The organism is Kibdelosporangium phytohabitans, assembly GCF_001302585.1.
In the GTDB taxonomy this organism is placed as follows: Bacteria; Actinomycetota; Actinomycetes; order Mycobacteriales; family Pseudonocardiaceae; genus Kibdelosporangium; species Kibdelosporangium phytohabitans.
In genome coordinates, this window is sequence record NZ_CP012752.1 from 3610147 (window position 1) to 3627687 (window position 17541).

General features: G+C 69.5%; 21 protein-coding genes and 1 pseudogene. 16 read left to right on the forward strand and 6 right to left on the reverse strand.

Annotated elements, in window-relative coordinates; genetic code table 11:
• The first annotated feature begins 90 nt into the window (after nt 1–90).
• From AOZ06_RS16735 to AOZ06_RS16760, 6 genes are all read left to right on the forward strand, one after another.
• Nucleotides 91–747, forward strand: coding sequence for a sensor domain-containing protein (locus AOZ06_RS16735; RefSeq protein WP_169798935.1), 657 nt, complete (start codon nt 91–93; stop codon nt 745–747).
• On the forward strand, nt 744–2231 hold the full coding sequence (locus AOZ06_RS16740) for a hypothetical protein (RefSeq protein ID WP_157233069.1): 1488 nt from the start codon (nt 744–746) through the stop codon (nt 2229–2231). Before AOZ06_RS16735 ends, AOZ06_RS16740 begins: the two co-directional genes overlap by 4 nt.
• A 1-nt stretch (nt 2232) precedes the next feature.
• On the forward strand, nt 2233–2733 hold the full coding sequence (locus AOZ06_RS16745) for a hypothetical protein (RefSeq protein WP_054290246.1): 501 nt from the start codon (nt 2233–2235) through the stop codon (nt 2731–2733).
• A 97-nt stretch (nt 2734–2830) separates the two neighbouring features.
• Nucleotides 2831–5326 carry an nSTAND1 domain-containing NTPase gene (locus AOZ06_RS16750; protein ID WP_054290247.1) on the forward strand — a complete coding sequence of 832 codons (2496 nt, stop codon included), beginning with the start codon at nt 2831–2833 and terminating at the stop codon, nt 5324–5326.
• Nucleotides 5327–5398: 72 nt separating this feature from the next.
• Nucleotides 5399–5947 carry a hypothetical protein gene (locus tag AOZ06_RS16755; protein ID WP_054290248.1) on the forward strand — a complete coding sequence of 183 codons (549 nt, stop codon included), beginning with the start codon at nt 5399–5401 and terminating at the stop codon, nt 5945–5947.
• A 53-nt stretch (nt 5948–6000) separates the two neighbouring features.
• Nucleotides 6001–6441, forward strand: a complete 441-nt coding sequence (locus AOZ06_RS16760) for a SecDF P1 head subdomain-containing protein (protein WP_054290249.1) — start codon at nt 6001–6003, stop codon at nt 6439–6441.
• A gap of 339 nt (nt 6442–6780) precedes the next feature.
• Here the strand turns inward: AOZ06_RS16760 and AOZ06_RS54015 are convergent, their stop codons facing one another.
• Together AOZ06_RS54015 and AOZ06_RS54020 are read right to left on the reverse strand one after the other, a co-directional pair.
• Complete coding sequence (locus tag AOZ06_RS54015) at nt 6781–6939, reverse strand: hypothetical protein (protein WP_225954814.1); 159 nt, start codon at nt 6937–6939, stop codon at nt 6781–6783.
• Between the two features lie 135 nt (nt 6940–7074).
• Nucleotides 7075–7167: pseudogene (locus tag AOZ06_RS54020) on the reverse strand (VOC family protein); the annotation flags it as partial.
• Between the two features lie 78 nt (nt 7168–7245).
• Between AOZ06_RS54020 and AOZ06_RS16765 the strand changes: the two are divergent.
• Genes AOZ06_RS16765 through AOZ06_RS16775 form a run of 3 tightly spaced genes read left to right on the forward strand, consistent with a single transcriptional unit; the run spans nt 7246 to nt 9067 of the window.
• Entirely contained in the window at nt 7246–7731 is a 486-nt protein-coding gene (locus tag AOZ06_RS16765; protein ID WP_225955264.1) for a WYL domain-containing protein, read from the forward strand.
• A gap of 26 nt (nt 7732–7757) precedes the next feature.
• A complete protein-coding gene (locus tag AOZ06_RS16770) occupies nt 7758–8096 on the forward strand; it encodes a PadR family transcriptional regulator (RefSeq protein ID WP_054290250.1) in 339 nt (112 codons plus the stop codon).
• A complete protein-coding gene (locus AOZ06_RS16775; protein ID WP_054290251.1) occupies nt 8093–9067 on the forward strand; it encodes a hypothetical protein in 975 nt (324 codons plus the stop codon). Before AOZ06_RS16770 ends, AOZ06_RS16775 begins: the two co-directional genes overlap by 4 nt.
• A gap of 27 nt (nt 9068–9094) precedes the next feature.
• Here the strand turns inward: AOZ06_RS16775 and AOZ06_RS16780 are convergent, their stop codons facing one another.
• From AOZ06_RS16780 to AOZ06_RS59950, 3 genes are all read right to left on the reverse strand, one after another.
• Nucleotides 9095–9772 carry a molybdopterin-dependent oxidoreductase gene (locus tag AOZ06_RS16780; protein WP_054290252.1) on the reverse strand — a complete coding sequence of 226 codons (678 nt, stop codon included), beginning with the start codon at nt 9770–9772 and terminating at the stop codon, nt 9095–9097.
• Nucleotides 9773–9917: 145 nt separating this feature from the next.
• A complete protein-coding gene (locus tag AOZ06_RS59945; RefSeq protein WP_157233070.1) occupies nt 9918–10274 on the reverse strand; it encodes a cupin domain-containing protein in 357 nt (118 codons plus the stop codon).
• Entirely contained in the window at nt 10208–10483 is a 276-nt protein-coding gene (locus AOZ06_RS59950) for a hypothetical protein (protein ID WP_157233071.1), read from the reverse strand. Before AOZ06_RS59950 ends, AOZ06_RS59945 begins: the two co-directional genes overlap by 67 nt.
• Between AOZ06_RS59950 and AOZ06_RS16790 the strand changes: the two genes are divergently transcribed.
• Nucleotides 10482–10865 (forward strand): hypothetical protein, encoded by a 384-nt coding sequence (locus AOZ06_RS16790; RefSeq protein ID WP_218922006.1) that lies wholly within the window; start codon nt 10482–10484, stop codon nt 10863–10865. The genes AOZ06_RS59950 and AOZ06_RS16790 overlap by 2 nt on opposite strands.
• A gap of 65 nt (nt 10866–10930) precedes the next feature.
• Here AOZ06_RS16790 and AOZ06_RS16795 read toward each other — a convergent pair whose 3' ends face one another.
• Nucleotides 10931–11329: a hypothetical protein gene (locus AOZ06_RS16795; protein WP_054290254.1), complete on the reverse strand. Its 399-nt coding sequence runs from the start codon at nt 11327–11329 to the stop codon at nt 10931–10933.
• Between the two features lie 559 nt (nt 11330–11888).
• Between AOZ06_RS16795 and AOZ06_RS16800 the strand changes: the two genes are divergently transcribed.
• The 6 genes from AOZ06_RS16800 to AOZ06_RS16825 are packed head-to-tail and all read left to right on the forward strand — an operon-like array spanning nt 11889 to nt 17541.
• On the forward strand, nt 11889–12752 hold the full coding sequence (locus AOZ06_RS16800; protein ID WP_417999955.1) for an STAS domain-containing protein: 864 nt from the start codon (nt 11889–11891) through the stop codon (nt 12750–12752).
• The gene (locus tag AOZ06_RS16805) at nt 12752–13162 is read left to right on the forward strand and encodes an STAS domain-containing protein (RefSeq protein WP_179950825.1); all 411 of its coding nucleotides are present in this window, start codon (nt 12752–12754) and stop codon (nt 13160–13162) included. Before AOZ06_RS16800 ends, AOZ06_RS16805 begins: the two co-directional genes overlap by 1 nt.
• A gap of 29 nt (nt 13163–13191) precedes the next feature.
• The gene (locus AOZ06_RS16810; RefSeq protein ID WP_054296695.1) at nt 13192–13581 is read left to right on the forward strand and encodes an anti-sigma regulatory factor; all 390 of its coding nucleotides are present in this window, start codon (nt 13192–13194) and stop codon (nt 13579–13581) included.
• Nucleotides 13569–14603, forward strand: a complete 1035-nt coding sequence (locus AOZ06_RS16815) for an ATP-binding protein (RefSeq protein ID WP_054290257.1) — start codon at nt 13569–13571, stop codon at nt 14601–14603. The genes AOZ06_RS16810 and AOZ06_RS16815 overlap by 13 nt, the downstream gene beginning before the upstream one ends.
• Nucleotides 14600–15964 (forward strand): sensor histidine kinase, encoded by a 1365-nt coding sequence (locus tag AOZ06_RS16820; protein WP_054290258.1) that lies wholly within the window; start codon nt 14600–14602, stop codon nt 15962–15964. Before AOZ06_RS16815 ends, AOZ06_RS16820 begins: the two co-directional genes overlap by 4 nt.
• A complete protein-coding gene (locus tag AOZ06_RS16825; protein ID WP_054290259.1) occupies nt 15961–17541 on the forward strand; it encodes a fused response regulator/phosphatase in 1581 nt (526 codons plus the stop codon). The genes AOZ06_RS16820 and AOZ06_RS16825 overlap by 4 nt, the downstream gene beginning before the upstream one ends.

The following is a 17541-nucleotide window of genomic DNA, read 5'->3' on the forward strand; positions in this document are numbered from 1 at the left end:
ACGGCCCCACGAACGGGTGAATGGTGGCAACCTTTTCGGTTGTGTGGCGGTCTTTGCCTTCGTCTTGAACACCCGAGAGGTGGGGAACCCATGCGTCTTCCGGTTGGCTCGTGGCGGCTTGGCGTGCTGGCCGCCGTGGTGATGGCCATGGCGGCGTGCACGAACCCGGTCAGTGGGGAGCCGAAGGCGAGGGTGGCGCCGGGCACGATCGAAGCGGCGTTCCTGCCGCTCGAGGAGGTCAGCTCGCTGGTCGGCGCCACGTTGGCGGCGCAGCAGAGCGTCTCCGAGCCGCCCCGTCCGCTCAGCGCCGATCCACCGGCGTGCGCTGTCGCGGTCGGTCCAGCGACCGCGTCCGTGTACGCCCGGGGCTGGCGAGGCTTCGGCTCAGTGTCGTATCAGGACTCCAGCTCCGACCACGTCGTGACGCAGGTGCTCGGCGTGTACCCGGACGAGACCGGTGCCACGACCGCGTTCACCACGCTGACCACCGGCCTGGCGCAGTGCCCGGCCGCTGTGCGGGGCAACGCGGACCGCGGCTTGGCCAAGTGGACGTACAAAGCAGAACCCCCGACGACCGACTCGGTGGCGTGGACAGCGAGCCAGGAGGGCGGAGACGGATGGACGTGTGCCCGCCACGCCCGCCGCAAGGGCAATGCCCTGGTTCAGGTGTCGGTGTGCCAGGCGGGGGACGGCAAACCGGCCGCGGCGGCGATCCTCGACAAGTTCGCCGGCCGGGTGAACTCATGAGGGCCGGCCGGATGCGGCACGTCGCCGTGCTGTTGGTGGCTGTGCTGGCGGTGCTCCTCGGCGTGCCGACGCCGGCCGTGTTCGCGCAGGGTGGTGACCCGGTCGCGCGGCTCGCTGCGGAGATCCAAGCCGAGACGCGGAAGGTCACCGAGCACAACCAGCGGAAACCGCAACTGCGTGCGCAGGTTGACGTGCACAACGAGCAGGTCGTCGCGCTCAACGAGCAAGTCACGGTGCTCGAGCAGAAGGCAGCCGCGTACTCGCGGAAGGTGTCGGTGCTCGAAGCGCGCATCGGTGCGCACAACGCCAAACCACGTCAGTTCCAACTGCCTCAGCAGGCCGCGGCAGCGGCCGCGTACAACGCCGAGGCCGCCCAGCTCAACACCGAGAAGAACCAGCTCAACGCCGAATCCGCCGGGCTGCAGAGCGAGAAGGCGCAGCAGGACCAGCGGCGCGCCCAACTCAAGGCGGAAGAACAGCAGCAACGCGCCCAGATCTCGGCGTTCAACCAGGAGGGCGCGCGGCTGGCGGCCGAGTGCCAGCAGTTGCTCCAGCAAGCAGCGGTCCTGCTGGACGCACCACCGCCACCGCCTCCAGTTGCGCCCGGCGGCGACCAGGGTCGGCCGATCGCGGCACCGGGCCAGCCACGGCAGGTCGCGGGCGACGGAGGCGACCCGGTGTCGCGCCGGCCGCAGAGCCGGGCGCTCGACGAATACGCCAAGCAACATGGCGTCGACGTGGACAAGCGGCAGGTATGGGCCCGCATGTCACCCAACGCGGTCGCCAACCTTCCTGCGTCGGCGCGGACCCACCTCCAGGTGACGCGTACCTACGACGGCCTGGTCCCCAAGCCCAACGGCAACTACAAGGCGTTGGAGGTCCCGTCCGCCACCACGGGCACCAGCCCGGGGAACAAGGGGTTCGACGAAGCCATCAAGGCCGGTGGCGAGGCGATCGCGTCCGTCGACGGGCGCCGCATCGTCATCGACGAGGTCGAACGCGTCCCCGCGCCACCCGCAGCGCCACCCACTGCCGCGCCACCCCCGGCCAACTGCGGCACGTCGTGCAACCTGGTGTCCGACGGGAAACCGACCACGGCGACAGTCGGCCCGCAGAAGCTGCTGGATGACGCCCGAGCGCTGCACGACACCGTCTCGGCGGCCAGAGACCGGTACGTGACCGTCGCGACCGGACAACTCGGCGGCCGTCTCGTGTACGCGGTGAACCAGAACGGCACGAACGAGAAGATGCGCGCCCTGGCCGCGCAACTCGGCTACGAGCGCGTCTTCGCCACCGACCTCAACCCGGGAATCGACACCGACGCGGAGCAGATCCTGTACAACGCCATCGACGAGGGCGAGTACCTTGGCGACGGCCTCATCGCCAGTTCCCGCCCGGCGTGCGGACCGGACCGGCAGGACTGTGCCGGACGGGCCATCGACTACCCGAACGTCCAACTGTGGGACCAGCCGAGGAAGCGATAACGTGCTGCTGCTCTGGGATCATGTCGTCAAGCCACGCGCCGGTGCCCTCGACGCCCTGTCACGCGCCGACCTGGGCGAGCTCACCGTGAGCGCCATCGACGGCACCACAGCGCTGTTCGACCCGCCGTTCGCGGAGTACTTCCCGCCCGAGGCGGCTGCCCTGATCACCTCGGCCAGCCAGGACTGCCGGGCGTCCGCGCCGCAGTGGCGGCTGGACGAGGCGTATCTCACCGGGTTCACCGATGCGCTGGACGCGCTGCAGACCGTGCCCATGCGACCCGGATGCGGCCCGCTGACAATGGCGGCTCTCAGCCTGGTGGACGGTGTCGTCGGCGACCTCACGCCGGAGATCGCGCGAGAAGCACTGTCCTCGTGCTACGAGGCCGTCCTCCTTTCGCAACTCACCGGGCGGGTGACGACCGAGCAGGAGCGGGAGAACGAGCGGTGCCGCCGCGCCATCGAACTCCAGTTGGCGCTGATCGCCAGGTTCGCCGGAGACTGACGTGCTGGACGCGGCGGGCCCATAACCCAGCTCCGTGTTCGGTGTCGACCCGCAAGTCCGCTCAGGACGGTGGGTGACCGACAGCTATATTCGGGGGATGGCAGACCGGTCCGGACCGAGCCACGAGCCACTGGGCCGGTCGATCGCCAGGATCCGCGACGAGTTCGGGCAGGTGGTCGGCGGCGGCTTCCTGATCGCCCCGGATCGGGTGGCGACCTGCGCGCACGTCGTCACCGCCGCGCTCGGTGGCGACCCGGAGAGCGAACGCCCGCCCGAGGGCACCGTGGTGCTGGACTTCCCCCTCGCCGACCCCGGTGGCCAGCTGGTGCGGACCTCCGCGAGGGTGTCGAAGTGGGTGCCGGTACGCGCCGACCGCACCGGTGACATCGCGCTGCTGACTCTCGCCGATCCCGTATGGCCTCCTGCACGTGTCCCCCCGATGCGGCGGGTTCCTCAGCCGTGGACGCACGAATTCCGCGTACTGGGCTTCCCCGAGGGGATGAGCGACGGTGTCTGGGCGTCCGGGCAACTGCTCGGTCAGCAAGGCACGCAATGGATCCAGCTGCGCGGGGCGCCGAACGGCCAGCCTGTCGTCGAAGGTTTCAGCGGCACGCCCGTGTGGGACGCCGACGCCAAGGCTGTCGTCGGCATGACTGTCGCCGCGGACGGACACCGGGACGTGTCGACCGCGTACCTGATCCCGATCGAACAGGTCCTCGGTGTTGATCCCGACCAGCTGCCCAATCCCTATCGTGGTCTCGAGCCGTTCGACGAACGGCACGCCGAGTTCTTCTACGGCCGCGACGAGGACATCGCCCGGCTGGAGGACTCCCTCCGGCGGCACCCGATCCTGGTCGTGCTGGGCCAGTCCGGGGTGGGGAAGTCGTCGCTGGTGCGCGCGGGCCTGCTGCCGAGGTTGCGCAAGGCAGGCGCGGCGATCGTCGAACTGCGTCCGCTGCCGACGATCCCGGCACGGTTCTCGCTGGCCTTCGCACTGGCCAGGCTGCTGCGGCCGGACGCCGACGCGCAGCAACAGCGGCGGATCGCCGCCGACCTCGAGAGCAGGCTCTCCGGTGATCCGGCCACCACCCGCTGGCTGGCCGGGGCGCTCGCGGTCGCGCCAGGAGCCCCGCTGCCGGTGCTGTTCCTCGACCAGTTCGAAGAGCTCGCCGCGGAAAACCCGGCCGCGGCAAAGGAGTTGCTGCACCGGCTGATCGCGTTGATCCGAGCGGGCGACAGTCCACCACTGAGGCTCGTGCTGACCTTGCGCTGGGAAGCGGTCAGCGCGTTGATGACCGAGGACACCGCGGAGGCACTCGATGCCGGGATCGTGTCCCTGGCGCCGATGGGCCGCAACCAGCTGCGCGCGGCGATCACCGGTCCGACCGAGCGCGCACCGGGGCTGTACTTCGAAAACGGCCTCGTGGAACAGATACTGGACGACGCGGGCGCCGAACCCGGGCAACTGCCGCTCGTCGAGTCGCTGCTGGCCCAGCTGTGGGAGCAACGCGACGGCGGGTACGTCACCACTGCGGCTTACGAATGGCTCGGCGGGGTGAGCGGCGCGATCACCATGGGCGCCGAACGCGCACTCGCCGGCTTCGTCGGGCCCGGTGAACCCGAACTGCTGCGGCGGCTGTGCACGTTGCTCGCCCGGCCCTCCGGCGACGGTTTCGCGCGCCGAGCAGTGCCCATCGCCCAGCTGGCGCCTGGCGTCGAACGGCTCGCGCGACGGCTCGCGCAGCACCGGCTCGTCGTCATCGGTCCCGGTGCGGACGGGACGGTTGTCGTCGAACTGGCCCACCAGGCACTGATCGACAACTGGCCGCGGCTGCGGCACTGGCTGGACAAGGATCTCGACTTCCTGCGGTGGCGGGAACAACTCGACCAGCACGTCACGCGCTGGAACGGGGCGAAGCGGTCCAGGCATCTCCTGCTGCGCGGGCGCCCGCTCCGCGACGCGTTGCGGTGGCTCGCCGAGCGACCGGCCGAGCACCTGCCTGACCAACTGCGCTACCTGCACGCGGGCAGGCAGCACCGCATCTGGCGCAGGGTCGGTGTCAGTGCGACCGCTGCCGTGATCGTCGCCGCGGTCGCCACCGCGGCCACGCTGGTGATCACCCGGCCCCACGCAGAGGAACAACCCATCGCGCAAACCCAGTCGGCGGTGCCACCGCCGGTCACCACCAGCACCACTTCGAGCAGCCCACCGCCGCCGCCCACATCGGCGTCGAGCAGCACTCCACCGTCCACTTCGCCGACATCGGCACCGTCGAAGCCCGCGCCACCACCACAGCCACCGCCGACCGTGGCACCGAAGCCAGTCGACGTTCCGCTGCCGACGAACTGCGGACAGGACCGGATCTGCTTCTACCCCGAGCCGAACTACCAGGGCTACCCACAGCAGTACCCCGTCGAACGTGCCATGAAGTGCACGGACGTGCCGTTCGTCGCGCGGTCGGTCTACAAGAACAGCACCCAGACACAGTTCGTGTACTCCAACCGCGGCTGTGGCAGTGGCGTGCCCGTCACCCTCGATGCCGCGCACCCTGGCTTCCCGGACATCCAGGCGGTGGCCTACCGCCATTCCTGAGCCGCCCCCAACCAAACAGGGCGAAACCAGGTCTTCACCGGGGACAGCGACACACTCTCCCCAGGTGGCACCATGAACACGCACTACCGCATCCCCTGCCTGTTCGAGGGACGGCGCTTCGGCGCACTCTGGCTGGGCATCCTGCTCGCCTTCGGTATCGCGTTCCTGTTCGGCGCGCTCGGAGTGCTCCTCGACCAGATGTGGATCGCCGCGATCGGCACGGCCGTGCTGGTCGGCGGCCCTCCTGCCGTGATCAGGCGCTACAAGCGCGCGAACACGATCCTTCTGCTCCATTCCAAGGGCCTCGGAATCGGCCAGTGGACGGTGGACTGGAATGACGTCGAGCAGCTCGTGCTGCACGACAATCCCGGCGAGGAAGGTTCGGGGGACGCGATGGTCATCGGGGTGCGGCTGCGTACACGACGAGCAGTCCCAGCGGGGATGGGCACCGATTACCTCGACCAGACCACGCCGAGCCGCCCCGTGATCCTCCTCGAAGTACCCCGCAGGCGTGTGCACGAAGAGCTGATGGCCGAAACGCTCAAGGAAATCGCCCCGCGACGGGTCACCCTCACCCGTCAGACCGAGAACGCCGACACCTCACCGGTGGACCGGCGCTGACCGGCCGACGACAATTGATAGGATGGTTCTTCGTGCGGGGAATTCGAATTCTTATGGCAGTTGTTCTGGCGTTCTGCGTCGGGTGTTCCACCAACACCGCGGGCACACCTCGCGCGGAGGGCCGTCCGGTCGAACTGCGGCTACTTGTGGACACATCGCCGGAGCTCACACTGCGGGACGACAACGGTGAACAGTTGGCACTGGGGCCGGTCAAGCTGGAACTCGAACGGTTTGTCAAAGCGTATGCCGACCCCGCGCAGCACGGCTCCGGATACGACCTGACACTGGAGCTTCCGCAGGATCTGCACGGCAAGCTCGGCGAACTGACCAGAGCCAACGTCGGCACACGCATGGCCGCGATAGTGGACAGGACTGTCTTGTTCTCCGGTGCGATCAGCAACCCGATCCTGAACGGAAAACTGCGCATCCCGTACCAAGGAACCCCGCAGAAAGCCAAGGAGATACTCGACGTGATCGGCGGGGAGCGACGATGACCCCCCGATGGACATGCCCGGTTCGAAAAGCCCCCGTGCCACACGCCACGCGCACAGCACGAGGGCCATCGAACGTCACTCGCGGTCAGCAGTCACTAAGCAGCCGCAACCGAGACCGCTACGCGAAATAAGCCGCAGCGTGTCTCTGCATAGCCATCTTGTCCCTCATCTCCAGGTCGGTGCATCCGTCGACTTCGACAGTCCCACCGCCACTCCCAACCGTTGTACCGCTGAGTGGGTGAGGCATGACAGCCGGGCTATTCGTGAATTTCCATCCGCGTGAACAGCGGCACGCCTGATCGGTGAACGCCGCGAAATGGCGAACAAAGCCGCCATCGGTTACATCTGGGTGGCGGCCTGTTTGATGGTTTTGATCACGGGTGCTGTCTCGATGTGCGTGATGGTGGGCAGCGCTGCTATCCGGGTCGTCAGATAGTGGTACAGCTCCCGCTGGTTCGCGCACACCGCGGTCGCGTACAGGTTGGTCGGCCCGGTCATGGCGGCGGCGACGCGATCTCCGGGTGACCGGCCAGCGCCTGACCGACTTCCCGCAGATGCGCGGTCTGGTCGCGCTCGACCGACCACGGCGGCCTCCTGTAAACCCGTGATCCGACGCCACATTCGTGGCGCGGGTCAGGGGCGGGCGAAGAAGTTGACGAGGTTGCCGTCGGGGTCGCGCACCAGCAGCGCGCGGTTGCCCCAGGGCATCGTGGTGGGTTCGGTGACGACGTCCTCCACGAACCCGGTCAGATTCCGGTCTCGATCCGGTACACCGCCGCCGACGGCAAGCACAGCGAACGCACACTGCACCCCTACGGGCTCGTCGCCCACTCCGGCAGGTGGTACGTGACAGGCGCCGATCCCGCCATCGGCGGGGACCGGACGTTCCGGCTGGACCGCATCGCCAGTGCACGGACCCTGCCCGGCTCGTTCGACCCGCCCGACGGACCCGACCCGGCACAGCAGGTGCTGACCGGGCTCGCCACGGCTCCGTACCGGCACGAGGTGATCCTGCGGATCCGGGGGACCGCCGAGCGGATCCACACCCGGCTGCCCGTCGGCGCCGCGATCGTGACGGAGTCGCCGGACTGGTCCCGTGTCGAACTGCGGGCGCAACGGCTCGACTGGCTGCCCGCGGTGCTCGCGTCGCTGGATCTGCCGTTCGTCGTCGAGAAACCGGACGAACTGCGTGGCCTCGTCGAAGCACTTGCTGACCGGCTCACGCAGTCGGCACGGCGTGGGCCTGCTTCGACCACGCAGCTGCGCACTGGGGAGTGGGACTTGCGATAGTCAGTTGATCGGTATATACAGATCACATGATCGGTGGTGCTCTGCGAGAGCCGACGTTCCTGATCCTCACCGCGCTGGCTGCCTGTCCCCAGCACGGGTACGGGATCCTGCGCGACGTCGAGGAGATCTCCGACGGCCGCGTCCGGCTGCGCGCCGGCACCCTCTACACCGCGCTGGACCGGATGAGCGCGGACGGCTGGGTGACCGTCGACCGGGAGGAAGTCGTGGACGGCAGGCTGCGCCGCTACTACCGGCTGACCGACAATGGGGCGGCCAGACTGGAGGAGGAAGTGCAGAGGATGCGGGCACACACCCGTGCGGCGGAACTCCGCCTGCGTGCGCGACCGCAGGGCGGGACGGCGTGAGCACACAGTCGCTGGAGAGCGGGGACACCGGTTCGAGTCTGGCGCGGCGGTACCGGAAGCTCCTGGGCCTCTACCCCCGTGACCACCGCGAGAAGCACGGTGACGAAATGCTCGGCGTGCTGCTGGCGGGTGCGGGCAAGCGAAGCAGGCCCAGCGCCCGGGACATCGCCGACCTGCTGTGGGCGGCGCTGCGGCTGCACCTGCGGCGGGTGGTCGCGGCCGACGGCGGCATCGACCATCGGGACGTGCTGGCAGTCGTGAGCCTGCTCGGCCCCGTCGCGATACTGGCCGGCGCCACCACCGGCCTGCACGAGCTGGCCTGGTGGATCGAGAGCTACGGATTCGTCGACGGCCTGATCGAGATACCGTGGCGGACGCAGTTCCCGGACGCGCCGGTGTGGCTGGTCTGGCTGGCTGTGGCGGTGCTGGGTGTCCTGCGGATGCGCCGCGCGGCCGCGGCCGGGGCGTGGCTGGGCGTGGCCGGCTTCTTCTGGCTCATGTTCTTCGGCTCGTCACAGCACTTGTGGTATTCGATGGACGCGGGGTGGGTGGAGCTCGGTGCCGTGACCGCCGTCGCGCTGACATGGTCGCCGGGTTCGGCCCGTGGCCGGGAGCTGGTGGGCAAGCGCGGGATCGTCGTGCTGGCCTCGGCAGTCGCCGCGGCGGTGCTGTGCGGGGTGGTCGGTTACCGCGAGAACGTCGCCGAGTTCCTCCTGGTGGCGCTGCCGATCGTCGGCGCGGTGCTGGCGTGTGTGCCGCGATCGCGTGCCGGACGCCGGGCCGCGCTGGTGCTTTCGTTGCCCGCCATGCCAATAGTGTTGTGGCAGTTGCTGCTTCCGGGAACTGGCCTGGATGTCCGCCTGGCCCACGCCCCGGACGCGGTGGAGGCAGCGGTCTACCTCGGCGTGCCGCTCCTGGTGTTGCTCGTGCTCGGTGGCCTGCGCCCGCGTCGTGGTCAACCCGCCACCTGACTCCGGCTCCGGGTGGTCGGGCGGCTTTCATTTCGTCGGACTGGCGCCGCGGGCGCTGAGCAACCGGATGGGGCGGATCAGCGCCCGGTAGACGGGGCGCACCACCCGTCCGGGGACGAGGCCGTGCCGCTCCTCGTGCCAAACCCTGCCCCGGGGGTGGCTCCTGAGCAGGGGACCTTCGGTGTTGGCCGGGGCGGTGGTCAGCAGCTCGACGCGGCAGAGGTGTTTGACGCTGATGTATCCGTACTGGCTGGGGCTGACCAGCCGGGCCGGTGCTCCGTGGTCGCTGTCGAGGGGAAGGCCGTGCAAGTTCTGGGCGATGAGGACGTCGTCGCCCAGGATGTCGTCGATCGTCACCACGGCCTGCCACCCGTCGAGCCCGCGGCATGCGACGTGTGTGATCGACGTCCCCGGCGTGAGCACCGGTTCGATGTGGGAACGGTAGAACGTCGCGAACGAGACGCCTTCCCAGCGCAGGTCGGTCGCTGTCCAGCCGGCCACGCAGTGGAAGTCGGCCGAGATCTCCTTTCTCGGCAACGACGACAGCGCGGCCAGTGGCAGCTCGAACGTCTCGGTGACCGCGCCGCGCACTTCGATCACCGGGTCGGCCGGAACGGCCGGCGCGGGCCGGGACAGGTGCGTGCCGAACCGGGGGAATCCCTCGACCGGCCGTTGCCCTGGAGGAAGTCTTCTGCCGTGCCTCATTCGCCGAGCCCTTCGCCCTGCGCGGGGGCGGCCGGTCGGCGTCACCGCCGGTCGGTTCCCAGTGGATCGACGTGATCCCCGCCGGACCACCTTCCCCTCAGCCGCCCGGTCCCGAGATCACTCGCGGGAGTGAAGCCGCTCGTCCTCAGGAGTGGCTTCGCGCAGGTGACGGTGATGCGGGCTGCGTTCGGTCCGCGCCGATGGCGACGCCGGCGATCGTGCACGTCCGGGTGCCGTGGTTGCGCCACGCGTGCCTGGTGCCGTTCTGGACGACCACGTCGCCCGCGCGCAGCACTGTCTGCTCGCCGTCGTCGAGTTCCAAGGTGATCTCGCCTTCGGCGACGAGGACGTAGTCGAGGCTGTCGGTGGTGTGCATCCCGGGGTCGCCGGGCTCCATTGTGGCTGCCGCGCCTGGCATGCGCCGCTCCAGTTCGGTCAGGGCCGCGGCGGTGTCGAGGTCGTCGGGGGCGACCACGTCACCGGGCGGGATCGTGTTGACCATGAAGCGGGATCGTTGCGGGGCGGGTAGTACGCCTCGGCGCGGCGTGGTGACCCGTCGTCGGGGAATGCCGGTCGCTCGTCCCGGCCCCACAGGCGGTAGGCGGCGTACCCGGGCATCAGTTCGGACGTGATCGGTTCGACTTCGTCGTCGCCGACCACGCGGGCCTTGCCCCGGCAGTCGTGTCCGGTGACCACTCGGCGGATCGTCATGACGCGCTCCTTTGGATACGGTTGCGTATGGATACGGCACCGTATCCAGCTTCGCGGCGCCGCCGAATTCGCCGCGATCGCCGATCCGGGGCGACGGTTGCGCGAGTTGCTCACCGTGGTCGTGCAGGCTGTCCAGCCGTTGGCGCCGTCGGTGCACCTGAGCCTGCTCGGCGATCGCAACGACCCCAGGGTCGGTGCGGCTGTCCGCCAGGTGAACCGGGCGCGACTGGACCTGCTGGCCCGCACCTACCGTGAGCTCGGTCTGTCGCCGGACCGGGCCGCATCGCGGGCGCGGGTCGCGTACGCGACCATCCTCGGGCTGTTGCATTGGCGCAGACCGATCCGGATGTCCCGCGCTCGTCCGCGCTGGCCGGCGAGGTGACCGCGGTTTTCCTCCCGTCGTAACGACTGTCCAATGTGGACGACGTGGTCGCGGGGCGGGTGCGTTCACCGCGTCGGTGACTGGCCCGCGGCGAGGAAGACCGGCCGGGCGAACACCGGCCGAGCGGTGGGCGGCCGTCGCGGTGACACGCTGGGCGCTGGGGCGGGACGCGGTTGCGCCTGCTCCGGTTGCTTCGCCGGGCTGATCGTCGTCGCGCCGGACAGCATGGCGCGCCGAGCCTGAGCGATCCACACCTTCCACATCGCGCTGTCGCGGTGTTCGGCCATTTGGGCCTGGAGGATGGACAAGATGCCACGCACCCGTGCGGCGAGGACCGGGTGTGCGCCGACCGTCGCCCACAGCGGACTCGTGGGGCTGTTGCGCACGACCGGGCGAACATTGTCGATCAGGTCGTGCTGGGTCAGCGTCAGCCACCGGTCGATGACTGCCGTGTGCTCGGACATGGGAACTCCTGGCGAAGAAATGGATCACCGGCTCTGTCCACCATGGATATCCACACGCGACTGTGTTCACACCACCGTCGCGGCCGTCCGGGCGTGCCGGTGGAGCGCGCGATGTCACGGCGTCGGTCGCCGCGCGGACCCGGTGTGACAGACAGCCGCGACGACCCGGACGCACAGTACCCCGTCGGCGTCACAGTGCGCCACGCCACAACCCAGGCGACCGCTTGCGGGCCCGTCAAGCTTGCGGTGTTGTCCGCGTGGGTCATACGGTATGCGTCGAACGGCGTCCACACGGTAGGGATGTCATTCCGGGTTGAAGACACAGCTCGCTTCGATCACCGTGCGAGCTGGAGAGGGATCGCCGCGATGGAAAGCGGTTCGCGCAACCCGGCCGACCCCGTGTCTGTCGACGCCCTTGCGTCCGCTGGCCTGCGCGTATCGCGACCCGGCTGCCAGTCGAAGTGATCATTCCGCGCTCGGCGCGGGCGAACTGTGATTTCGCGGTTTCTGTTGTGGGCGCAAGGCTGCGCGGACTGGCCGGAAGGTCAGAGGAGGCATGGTGGCTGGCGACGTGGACAACGCTGATCAGTTGGGGAGTTTTCTCGCCGAGCGCGCTGACCTGTTGATCCGGCGGTGGGTGAGTCTGGCCGCGGAGCCGTTGCGCGGGCGGATGAGCGAAGCCGAGCTGGACAGTGAGCTGCGTGAGGTGTTCCCCGTCCTGGTCACCGCTGTGACCAGCGGAAGCCGGGACACCAGGGCGGAGGCCTACGGGCCGCTGCGGGCGATGCTGGAGCAGATGTCCCGCAGCCGGGCCCGGCTGGGGTTCACGCCCACCGAGACCGCGGCTGCGGTGTTCGCGCTCAAGCAGGCGGTGTTCGAGCAGATCGACCAGGGTGACAACAGCGGTGCGAGCGTCGCCGACGTGGTCGCGTTCTCCGTGTTGCTCGACGCGTTGGGGTTGTGGACGTTCGAGTGCTACGCGCGGGCACGGGAAGAGGTCATCACCCAGCAGGCCGAGCAGCTGCTCGAGCTGACCACACCGGTGGTCAAGCTGTGGTCGGGCGTGCTGGCGGTGCCGCTGGTCGGCACGCTGGATTCCGCGCGGACCCAGGTGGTGATGGAGAAGCTGCTGGAGGCGCTCGTCGACACCGGTGCCGAGCAGGCGATCGTGGACATCACCGGTGTGCTGGCGGTGGACACCCAGGTGGCGCAGCACCTGCTCAAGACCGTGATGGCCGCCCGGCTGATGGGCGCGGAGTGCACGATCTCGGGAATCCGGCCGCAGATCGCGCAGACGATCGTCGACCTGGGCATCGAGTTCGGTGACATCACCACCAAGGCGTCGCTGGCCGACGCGCTGCTGCACGCCCTGCGCAAGTCCGGTGTCGACGTGGTGACCCGCTCGAACAACCGGATGGGCTGATGGACCGCATTCCGATTCTGCGGATCGGCGACGTGCTGATCGTGTCGATCCAGATCGACCTGGAAGACCGGAGCGTGCTGGTCCTTCAGGACGACTTGGCGCAGCGCGTCAGCGAGACCGGCGCGCACGGCGTGGTGATCGACATCTCCGCGATCGAGATCGTCGACTCGTTCATCGGCCGGATGTTCGCCTCCATCGCGTCGATCTCCCGGCTGTTCGACGCGGACACCGTGGTGGTCGGGATGCGCCCCGCGGTGGCCATCACCCTGGTGGAACTGGGCATGACGCTCGGCGAGGTGCGCACGGCGCTGAACCTGGAGAAGGGGCTGGCGATCCTGTCCGCCCTGCGGGCCGAGCGCATGCCGCGGCCCGCCGAGGACGACGACGAGCCTGTCCAGGCTCTGTCGTGATCCCACCGCCGGCCGTGGGCCAGCAGGACATGGTGGAGATCAAGTCGGACACCGACGTGGTGCGGGTCCGGCACATGGTGCGTTCGTACGCGCAACGCGCCAAGCTCTCGTTGGTGGACCAGACCAAACTGGTGACGGCGGCCAGTGAACTGGCCCGCAACACGCTCACCTACGGCGGGGGCGGATCCGCCACGGTCGCGCTGGTGTCCCGGGACGGTGGCCGCGCGGGCGTGCGGGCCGGGTTCCAGGATCAGGGACCGGGCATCCCGGACGTCGCACAGGCGATGACCGACGGCTGGACCAGCGGGTCCGGCATGGGCTTGGGGCTCAGTGGCGCGCGGCGGCTGGTGGACGAGTTCGACCTGTCGACCGAAGTGGGCAAGGGCACGACCGTGACGGTCGTGAAATGGGCGCGGTAGAGCGGCCGGAATGCCTGCCGACGACCGAGGACGCCGTCTGGATCCGCGTCGAGGAAGCCAGTTCCGTCGGCGCCGTGCGGCGTGCGGCGACCGGGTTGGCGCAGCGGCTGGGCTTCGGCGGCACGCGAGTGGCCGAAGTCGGGATCGTCGCCACTGAGCTGGGCACCAACCTGCAACGGCACGCCCGGGAAGGCATGGTCGTGCTGCGGGTGGCTCGCACGGACACCGAGGCGTCGCTGGAGGTGCTGGCGGTCGACCGCGGCCCGGGGATCGCGGACGTCAGCCGCACCATGCGCGACGGCCACTCCACCGGCGGCACACTGGGCATCGGGCTGGGCGCGATCACGCGGCTGGCCGACTGGTCGGCCGTCCACTCCGAGGTCGGCGCCGGAACTGTGGTCGTGGCCCGGTTTCATCCCGCCCGCACCCCGGGCACGGCGCAGTACGCGACGGGCATCACGCGGGCGATCGGGTCGGAGACGGTGTGCGGGGACGCGTACGCGATACGCCGTGAGGACCAACGACTTGTGCTGATGGTCTGCGACGGCGCCGGGCACGGACCGTTGGCCGCGACCGCGTCACGGCGAGCGGTGCGCGTGTTCTGCGAAGGCCCATGGTCCTCGCCGACGGTGGCGGTGGAGCGCATTCACCGTGAGCTGATGGGAACCCGGGGTGGCGCGGTCGGTGTGGCCGAGCTGAACCCCGCCACCCAGACCGTGCGGTATGCCGGGATCGGCAACATCGCCGGGTCGGTCGTGACCCCGGCCAGTCGTCGCGGCATGGTCTGCCTGCCGGGGATCGCCGGGCACCGGGCGCGGTCCGTCCGCGGCTTCGACTACCCGCTGCCCCACGGGGGCGTGGTCGTGCTGCATTCCGACGGGCTGACCGACCGGTGGCAGCTGGATCCCGGCAGCGGTGTGCTGTCCGCCGATCCCGTGGTGATCGCCGCGGTGCTGCTGCGGGACGCCGGAGTCCGGCAGGACGACGCGAGCGTCGTGGTCGCAAGGCTGCCCGCGCCGTGACACCGATCGTGGTGCACCGGCTGCGGTTGCAGGGCGAGCAGGACGTGTTCTTCCTGCGCGCGCGGGGACGTGAGGTGGCCCGCGCGGTCGGGCTGGACACCCAGGACCAGATCCGGGTGGCCGTCGCGTTGAGCGACATCGGCCGGGCGGTGCTGGTCGGCAGTGCGTCGGTGACCGTGGTCTTCCAGGTGGAGAGCACGCCGTGGGGCGCGTTCCGCGTCGACCTGAGTTGGCAAGGGGCCCCGCCGACGCCGGTCGAGCAGGCCGGCTGGGAAACCGCGCGCCGGCTGATGGACGAGGTCGACTCGCAGGACAAGGACGGCACTCGCGGGATAACGCTGCGCAAACGCTTTCCGGTCGACCTGCCCCCGATGGGCGAGGACTACCTGACGCGGTTGCGCACACAGCTGGCGAAGCTCACGCGGGGCAGCCCACTGGACGAGATGCGCGTCCAGAACGACGAGCTCCTGCTCACGCTGGACAGGCTCGAACGCCATCAGGGCGAGCTCGTCCGGCTGAACGAGGAACTGGAGGAGACCAACACGGGTGTGGTCGCGCTCTACGGCGAGCTGACCGCCGAGCTGGAGCAGACCAACCGCGGGGTGGTCGCCCTCTACGGCGAACTGGAGGACCGGTCCCGGCAGCTCAAGGACGCCAACGAGGCCAAGGCCCGGTTCTGGTCGAACATCAGCCACGAGCTGCGCACGCCGATCAACTCGGTGATCGGGCTGACCCGGTTGCTGCTCGGCCCGGGTGCCTCGCCGCTGGACGCCGAGCAGCGCCAGCAGGTCAGCATGATCGCCGACTCCGGTGAGACGCTGCTGTCGCTGGTCCACGAACTGCTCGACATCGCCAAGGCCGAGTCCGGCAAGCTGGAGCCGCACCCGGCCGACACCGACCTGAAGGACTTGTTCGGTCAGCTGCGCGGAACGCTCGCGCCCCTGGTGCCCAGCGACGCCGTCGCACTGGTCGTCGACGACCCGCCCGCGCCCGCGGTGGTGGTGACCGACGAGACGCTGCTGAGCCGGATCCTGCGCAACCTGGTGTCCAACGGGCTGAAGTTCACCGAGTCCGGCCAAGTGCGGCTCACGGCGGACCACCACGACGGCGTCTGGCGGTTCCGCGTGACCGACACCGGGATCGGCATCCCCGAACACGAACAGGAGCGTGTTTTCGAGGAGTTCCACCAGGTCCCGAACCCGTTGCAGGCCCGCAGCGGCGGGACCGGGCTCGGCCTGCCCTACGCGAGGCGGCTCACCGAGATCCTCGGTGGACAGTTGCGATTGGACAGCACGCTCGGCCGGGGAACCCGGGTCGTGGTGGAGATACCGGACGGAGCTGGGATGGAGTTGACACGGTGACGCCGTCGGTCGGCGCGGCCGGTGAGCCGGTGGAGCCGGCGTCCGTGCTGGTCGTCGACGACACCCCGGCCAGTCGCTACATCACGTCGAGCTGGTTGCGGCGCAACGGTCACACGGTGATCGAGGCCGAGACCGGTGCCGGCGCGCTGGCCCGGTTGCGGGAGACCCCGGTCGATCTGGTCGTGCTGGACGTGCGCCTGCCCGACATGAGCGGGTTCGAGGTCTGCGAGCGGATCAAACAGGCCCCGGAGACCGCCGCGATCCCGGTCATCCACGTCTCGGCGTCGTTCACCGGTGACGACGACCGGGTGCAGGGCCTCAACCGGGGCGCGGACGCCTACCTCGCCGAACCGGTCGACCCGAACATCCTGATGGCGACGGTGGAAGCCGCGCTGCGGTACTACCGCGGCCGCATGGCCGCGGAGCGACTGGCCCGCCGCCTCAACTTGCTCACCAACGCGGGGCTGGTCATCAACGGTGCCACCAGTTTCGACCAGCTCGTCGAGGCGGCGACGCACGCGGCAGCGTCCATTTTCGACAGCCGAGCGGTCGTGGTGGTCGCCACCAGCGGGCAACAGGCCCGGCGAGGCGCCACCGCGGGGCCCGACATGGACGTCACTGCGGAGGCTGCCTCGTCGTCGATGATCGACGAGCTGTCCACGAGCGTGCTGGGTGACCGCGTCGGCGCCGATCTCGTCGACCTGACCCCGCAACCGGAATGGCCGGACAGCGACACCCTGGCTGTCGTCGTGCGCACCAAACCCGGCCAGGACCCGGCTTACGTCGCGTTGCCGACGGGTGCCGTGCCCACGCACGAGGAACGTGATCTGCTGCGCCAACTGGGCCAGATGACGGTGATCGCGGCGCAGGGCCTGCGTGCCTTCGAGGAAGAACACGACCTCGCCCTCACCCTCCAGCGCGGCCTCCTGCCCGACGGCCTGCCGCAGCACGCCGAAGTGGAGATGGCCGCCCGGTACCGGCCCGCAGCCGCCAACGCCGAAGTCGGCGGCGACTTCTTCGAAGTCACCGAGCTGGACGACCGCCTGCTGTTCGCGATCGGTGACGTCACCGGGCATTCCATCGAAGCCGCGACCATCATGGGTGAGGTCCGGCACGCGCTGCGGGCGTACGCCGTCGAAGGCCACGGACCTGCCGAGATCACCTACCGCCTCGACGCCATGCTGCGCCGGTTCCACCCGCGCGGATACACGACGCTGTGCCTGATGGTCCTTGACCTGGCGAGCGAGGAACTCAGTGTCGTCAACGCCGGGCACATCCCGCCGTTGATCATCGACCGCGAGCAGGCCCGCTACCTGCACCTGCCCGGCCCGCTGCTGGGGATCGGGGTCGACCGCCCCGCGGCGACAAGGATTCCCCTGCCCCGCGGGACGACTGTGCTGCTGGCGACCGACGGTCTGATCGAACGCCGCGGCAGCACGCTGGACGCCGACATGGAAGGGCTGCGGCAGGCACTGCGCCCGGACGAGGACCTCGAGGCGATGTGCGACCGGCTGCTGCGCCAGTTCGGCCAGAACAAGGAGGACGACATCGCCATGGTCGCCTTCCGGCGCCGCTGA

Coding starts and splice junctions, on each gene's coding strand:
- AOZ06_RS16735 (WP_169798935.1), top strand. CDS start 91: ATGCGTCTTCCGGTTGGCTCGTGGCGGCTTGGCGTGCTGGCCGCCGTG.
- AOZ06_RS16805 (WP_179950825.1), top strand. CDS start 12,752: ATGGACCGCATTCCGATTCTGCGGATCGGCGACGTGCTGATCGTGTCG.
- AOZ06_RS16790 (WP_218922006.1), top strand. CDS start 10,482: ATGACGCGCTCCTTTGGATACGGTTGCGTATGGATACGGCACCGTATC.
- AOZ06_RS59950 (WP_157233071.1), bottom strand. CDS start 10,483: ATGACGATCCGCCGAGTGGTCACCGGACACGACTGCCGGGGCAAGGCC.
- AOZ06_RS16810 (WP_054296695.1), top strand. CDS start 13,192: ATGGTGGAGATCAAGTCGGACACCGACGTGGTGCGGGTCCGGCACATG.
- AOZ06_RS16795 (WP_054290254.1), bottom strand. CDS start 11,329: ATGTCCGAGCACACGGCAGTCATCGACCGGTGGCTGACGCTGACCCAG.
- AOZ06_RS16755 (WP_054290248.1), top strand. CDS start 5,399: ATGAACACGCACTACCGCATCCCCTGCCTGTTCGAGGGACGGCGCTTC.
- AOZ06_RS16760 (WP_054290249.1), top strand. CDS start 6,001: ATGGCAGTTGTTCTGGCGTTCTGCGTCGGGTGTTCCACCAACACCGCG.
- AOZ06_RS54015 (WP_225954814.1), bottom strand. CDS start 6,939: ATGACCGGGCCGACCAACCTGTACGCGACCGCGGTGTGCGCGAACCAG.
- AOZ06_RS16740 (WP_157233069.1), top strand. CDS start 744: ATGAGGGCCGGCCGGATGCGGCACGTCGCCGTGCTGTTGGTGGCTGTG.
- AOZ06_RS16815 (WP_054290257.1), top strand. CDS start 13,569: ATGGGCGCGGTAGAGCGGCCGGAATGCCTGCCGACGACCGAGGACGCC.
- AOZ06_RS16750 (WP_054290247.1), top strand. CDS start 2,831: ATGGCAGACCGGTCCGGACCGAGCCACGAGCCACTGGGCCGGTCGATC.
- AOZ06_RS59945 (WP_157233070.1), bottom strand. CDS start 10,274: ATGGTCAACACGATCCCGCCCGGTGACGTGGTCGCCCCCGACGACCTC.
- AOZ06_RS16770 (WP_054290250.1), top strand. CDS start 7,758: ATGATCGGTGGTGCTCTGCGAGAGCCGACGTTCCTGATCCTCACCGCG.
- AOZ06_RS16780 (WP_054290252.1), bottom strand. CDS start 9,772: ATGAGGCACGGCAGAAGACTTCCTCCAGGGCAACGGCCGGTCGAGGGA.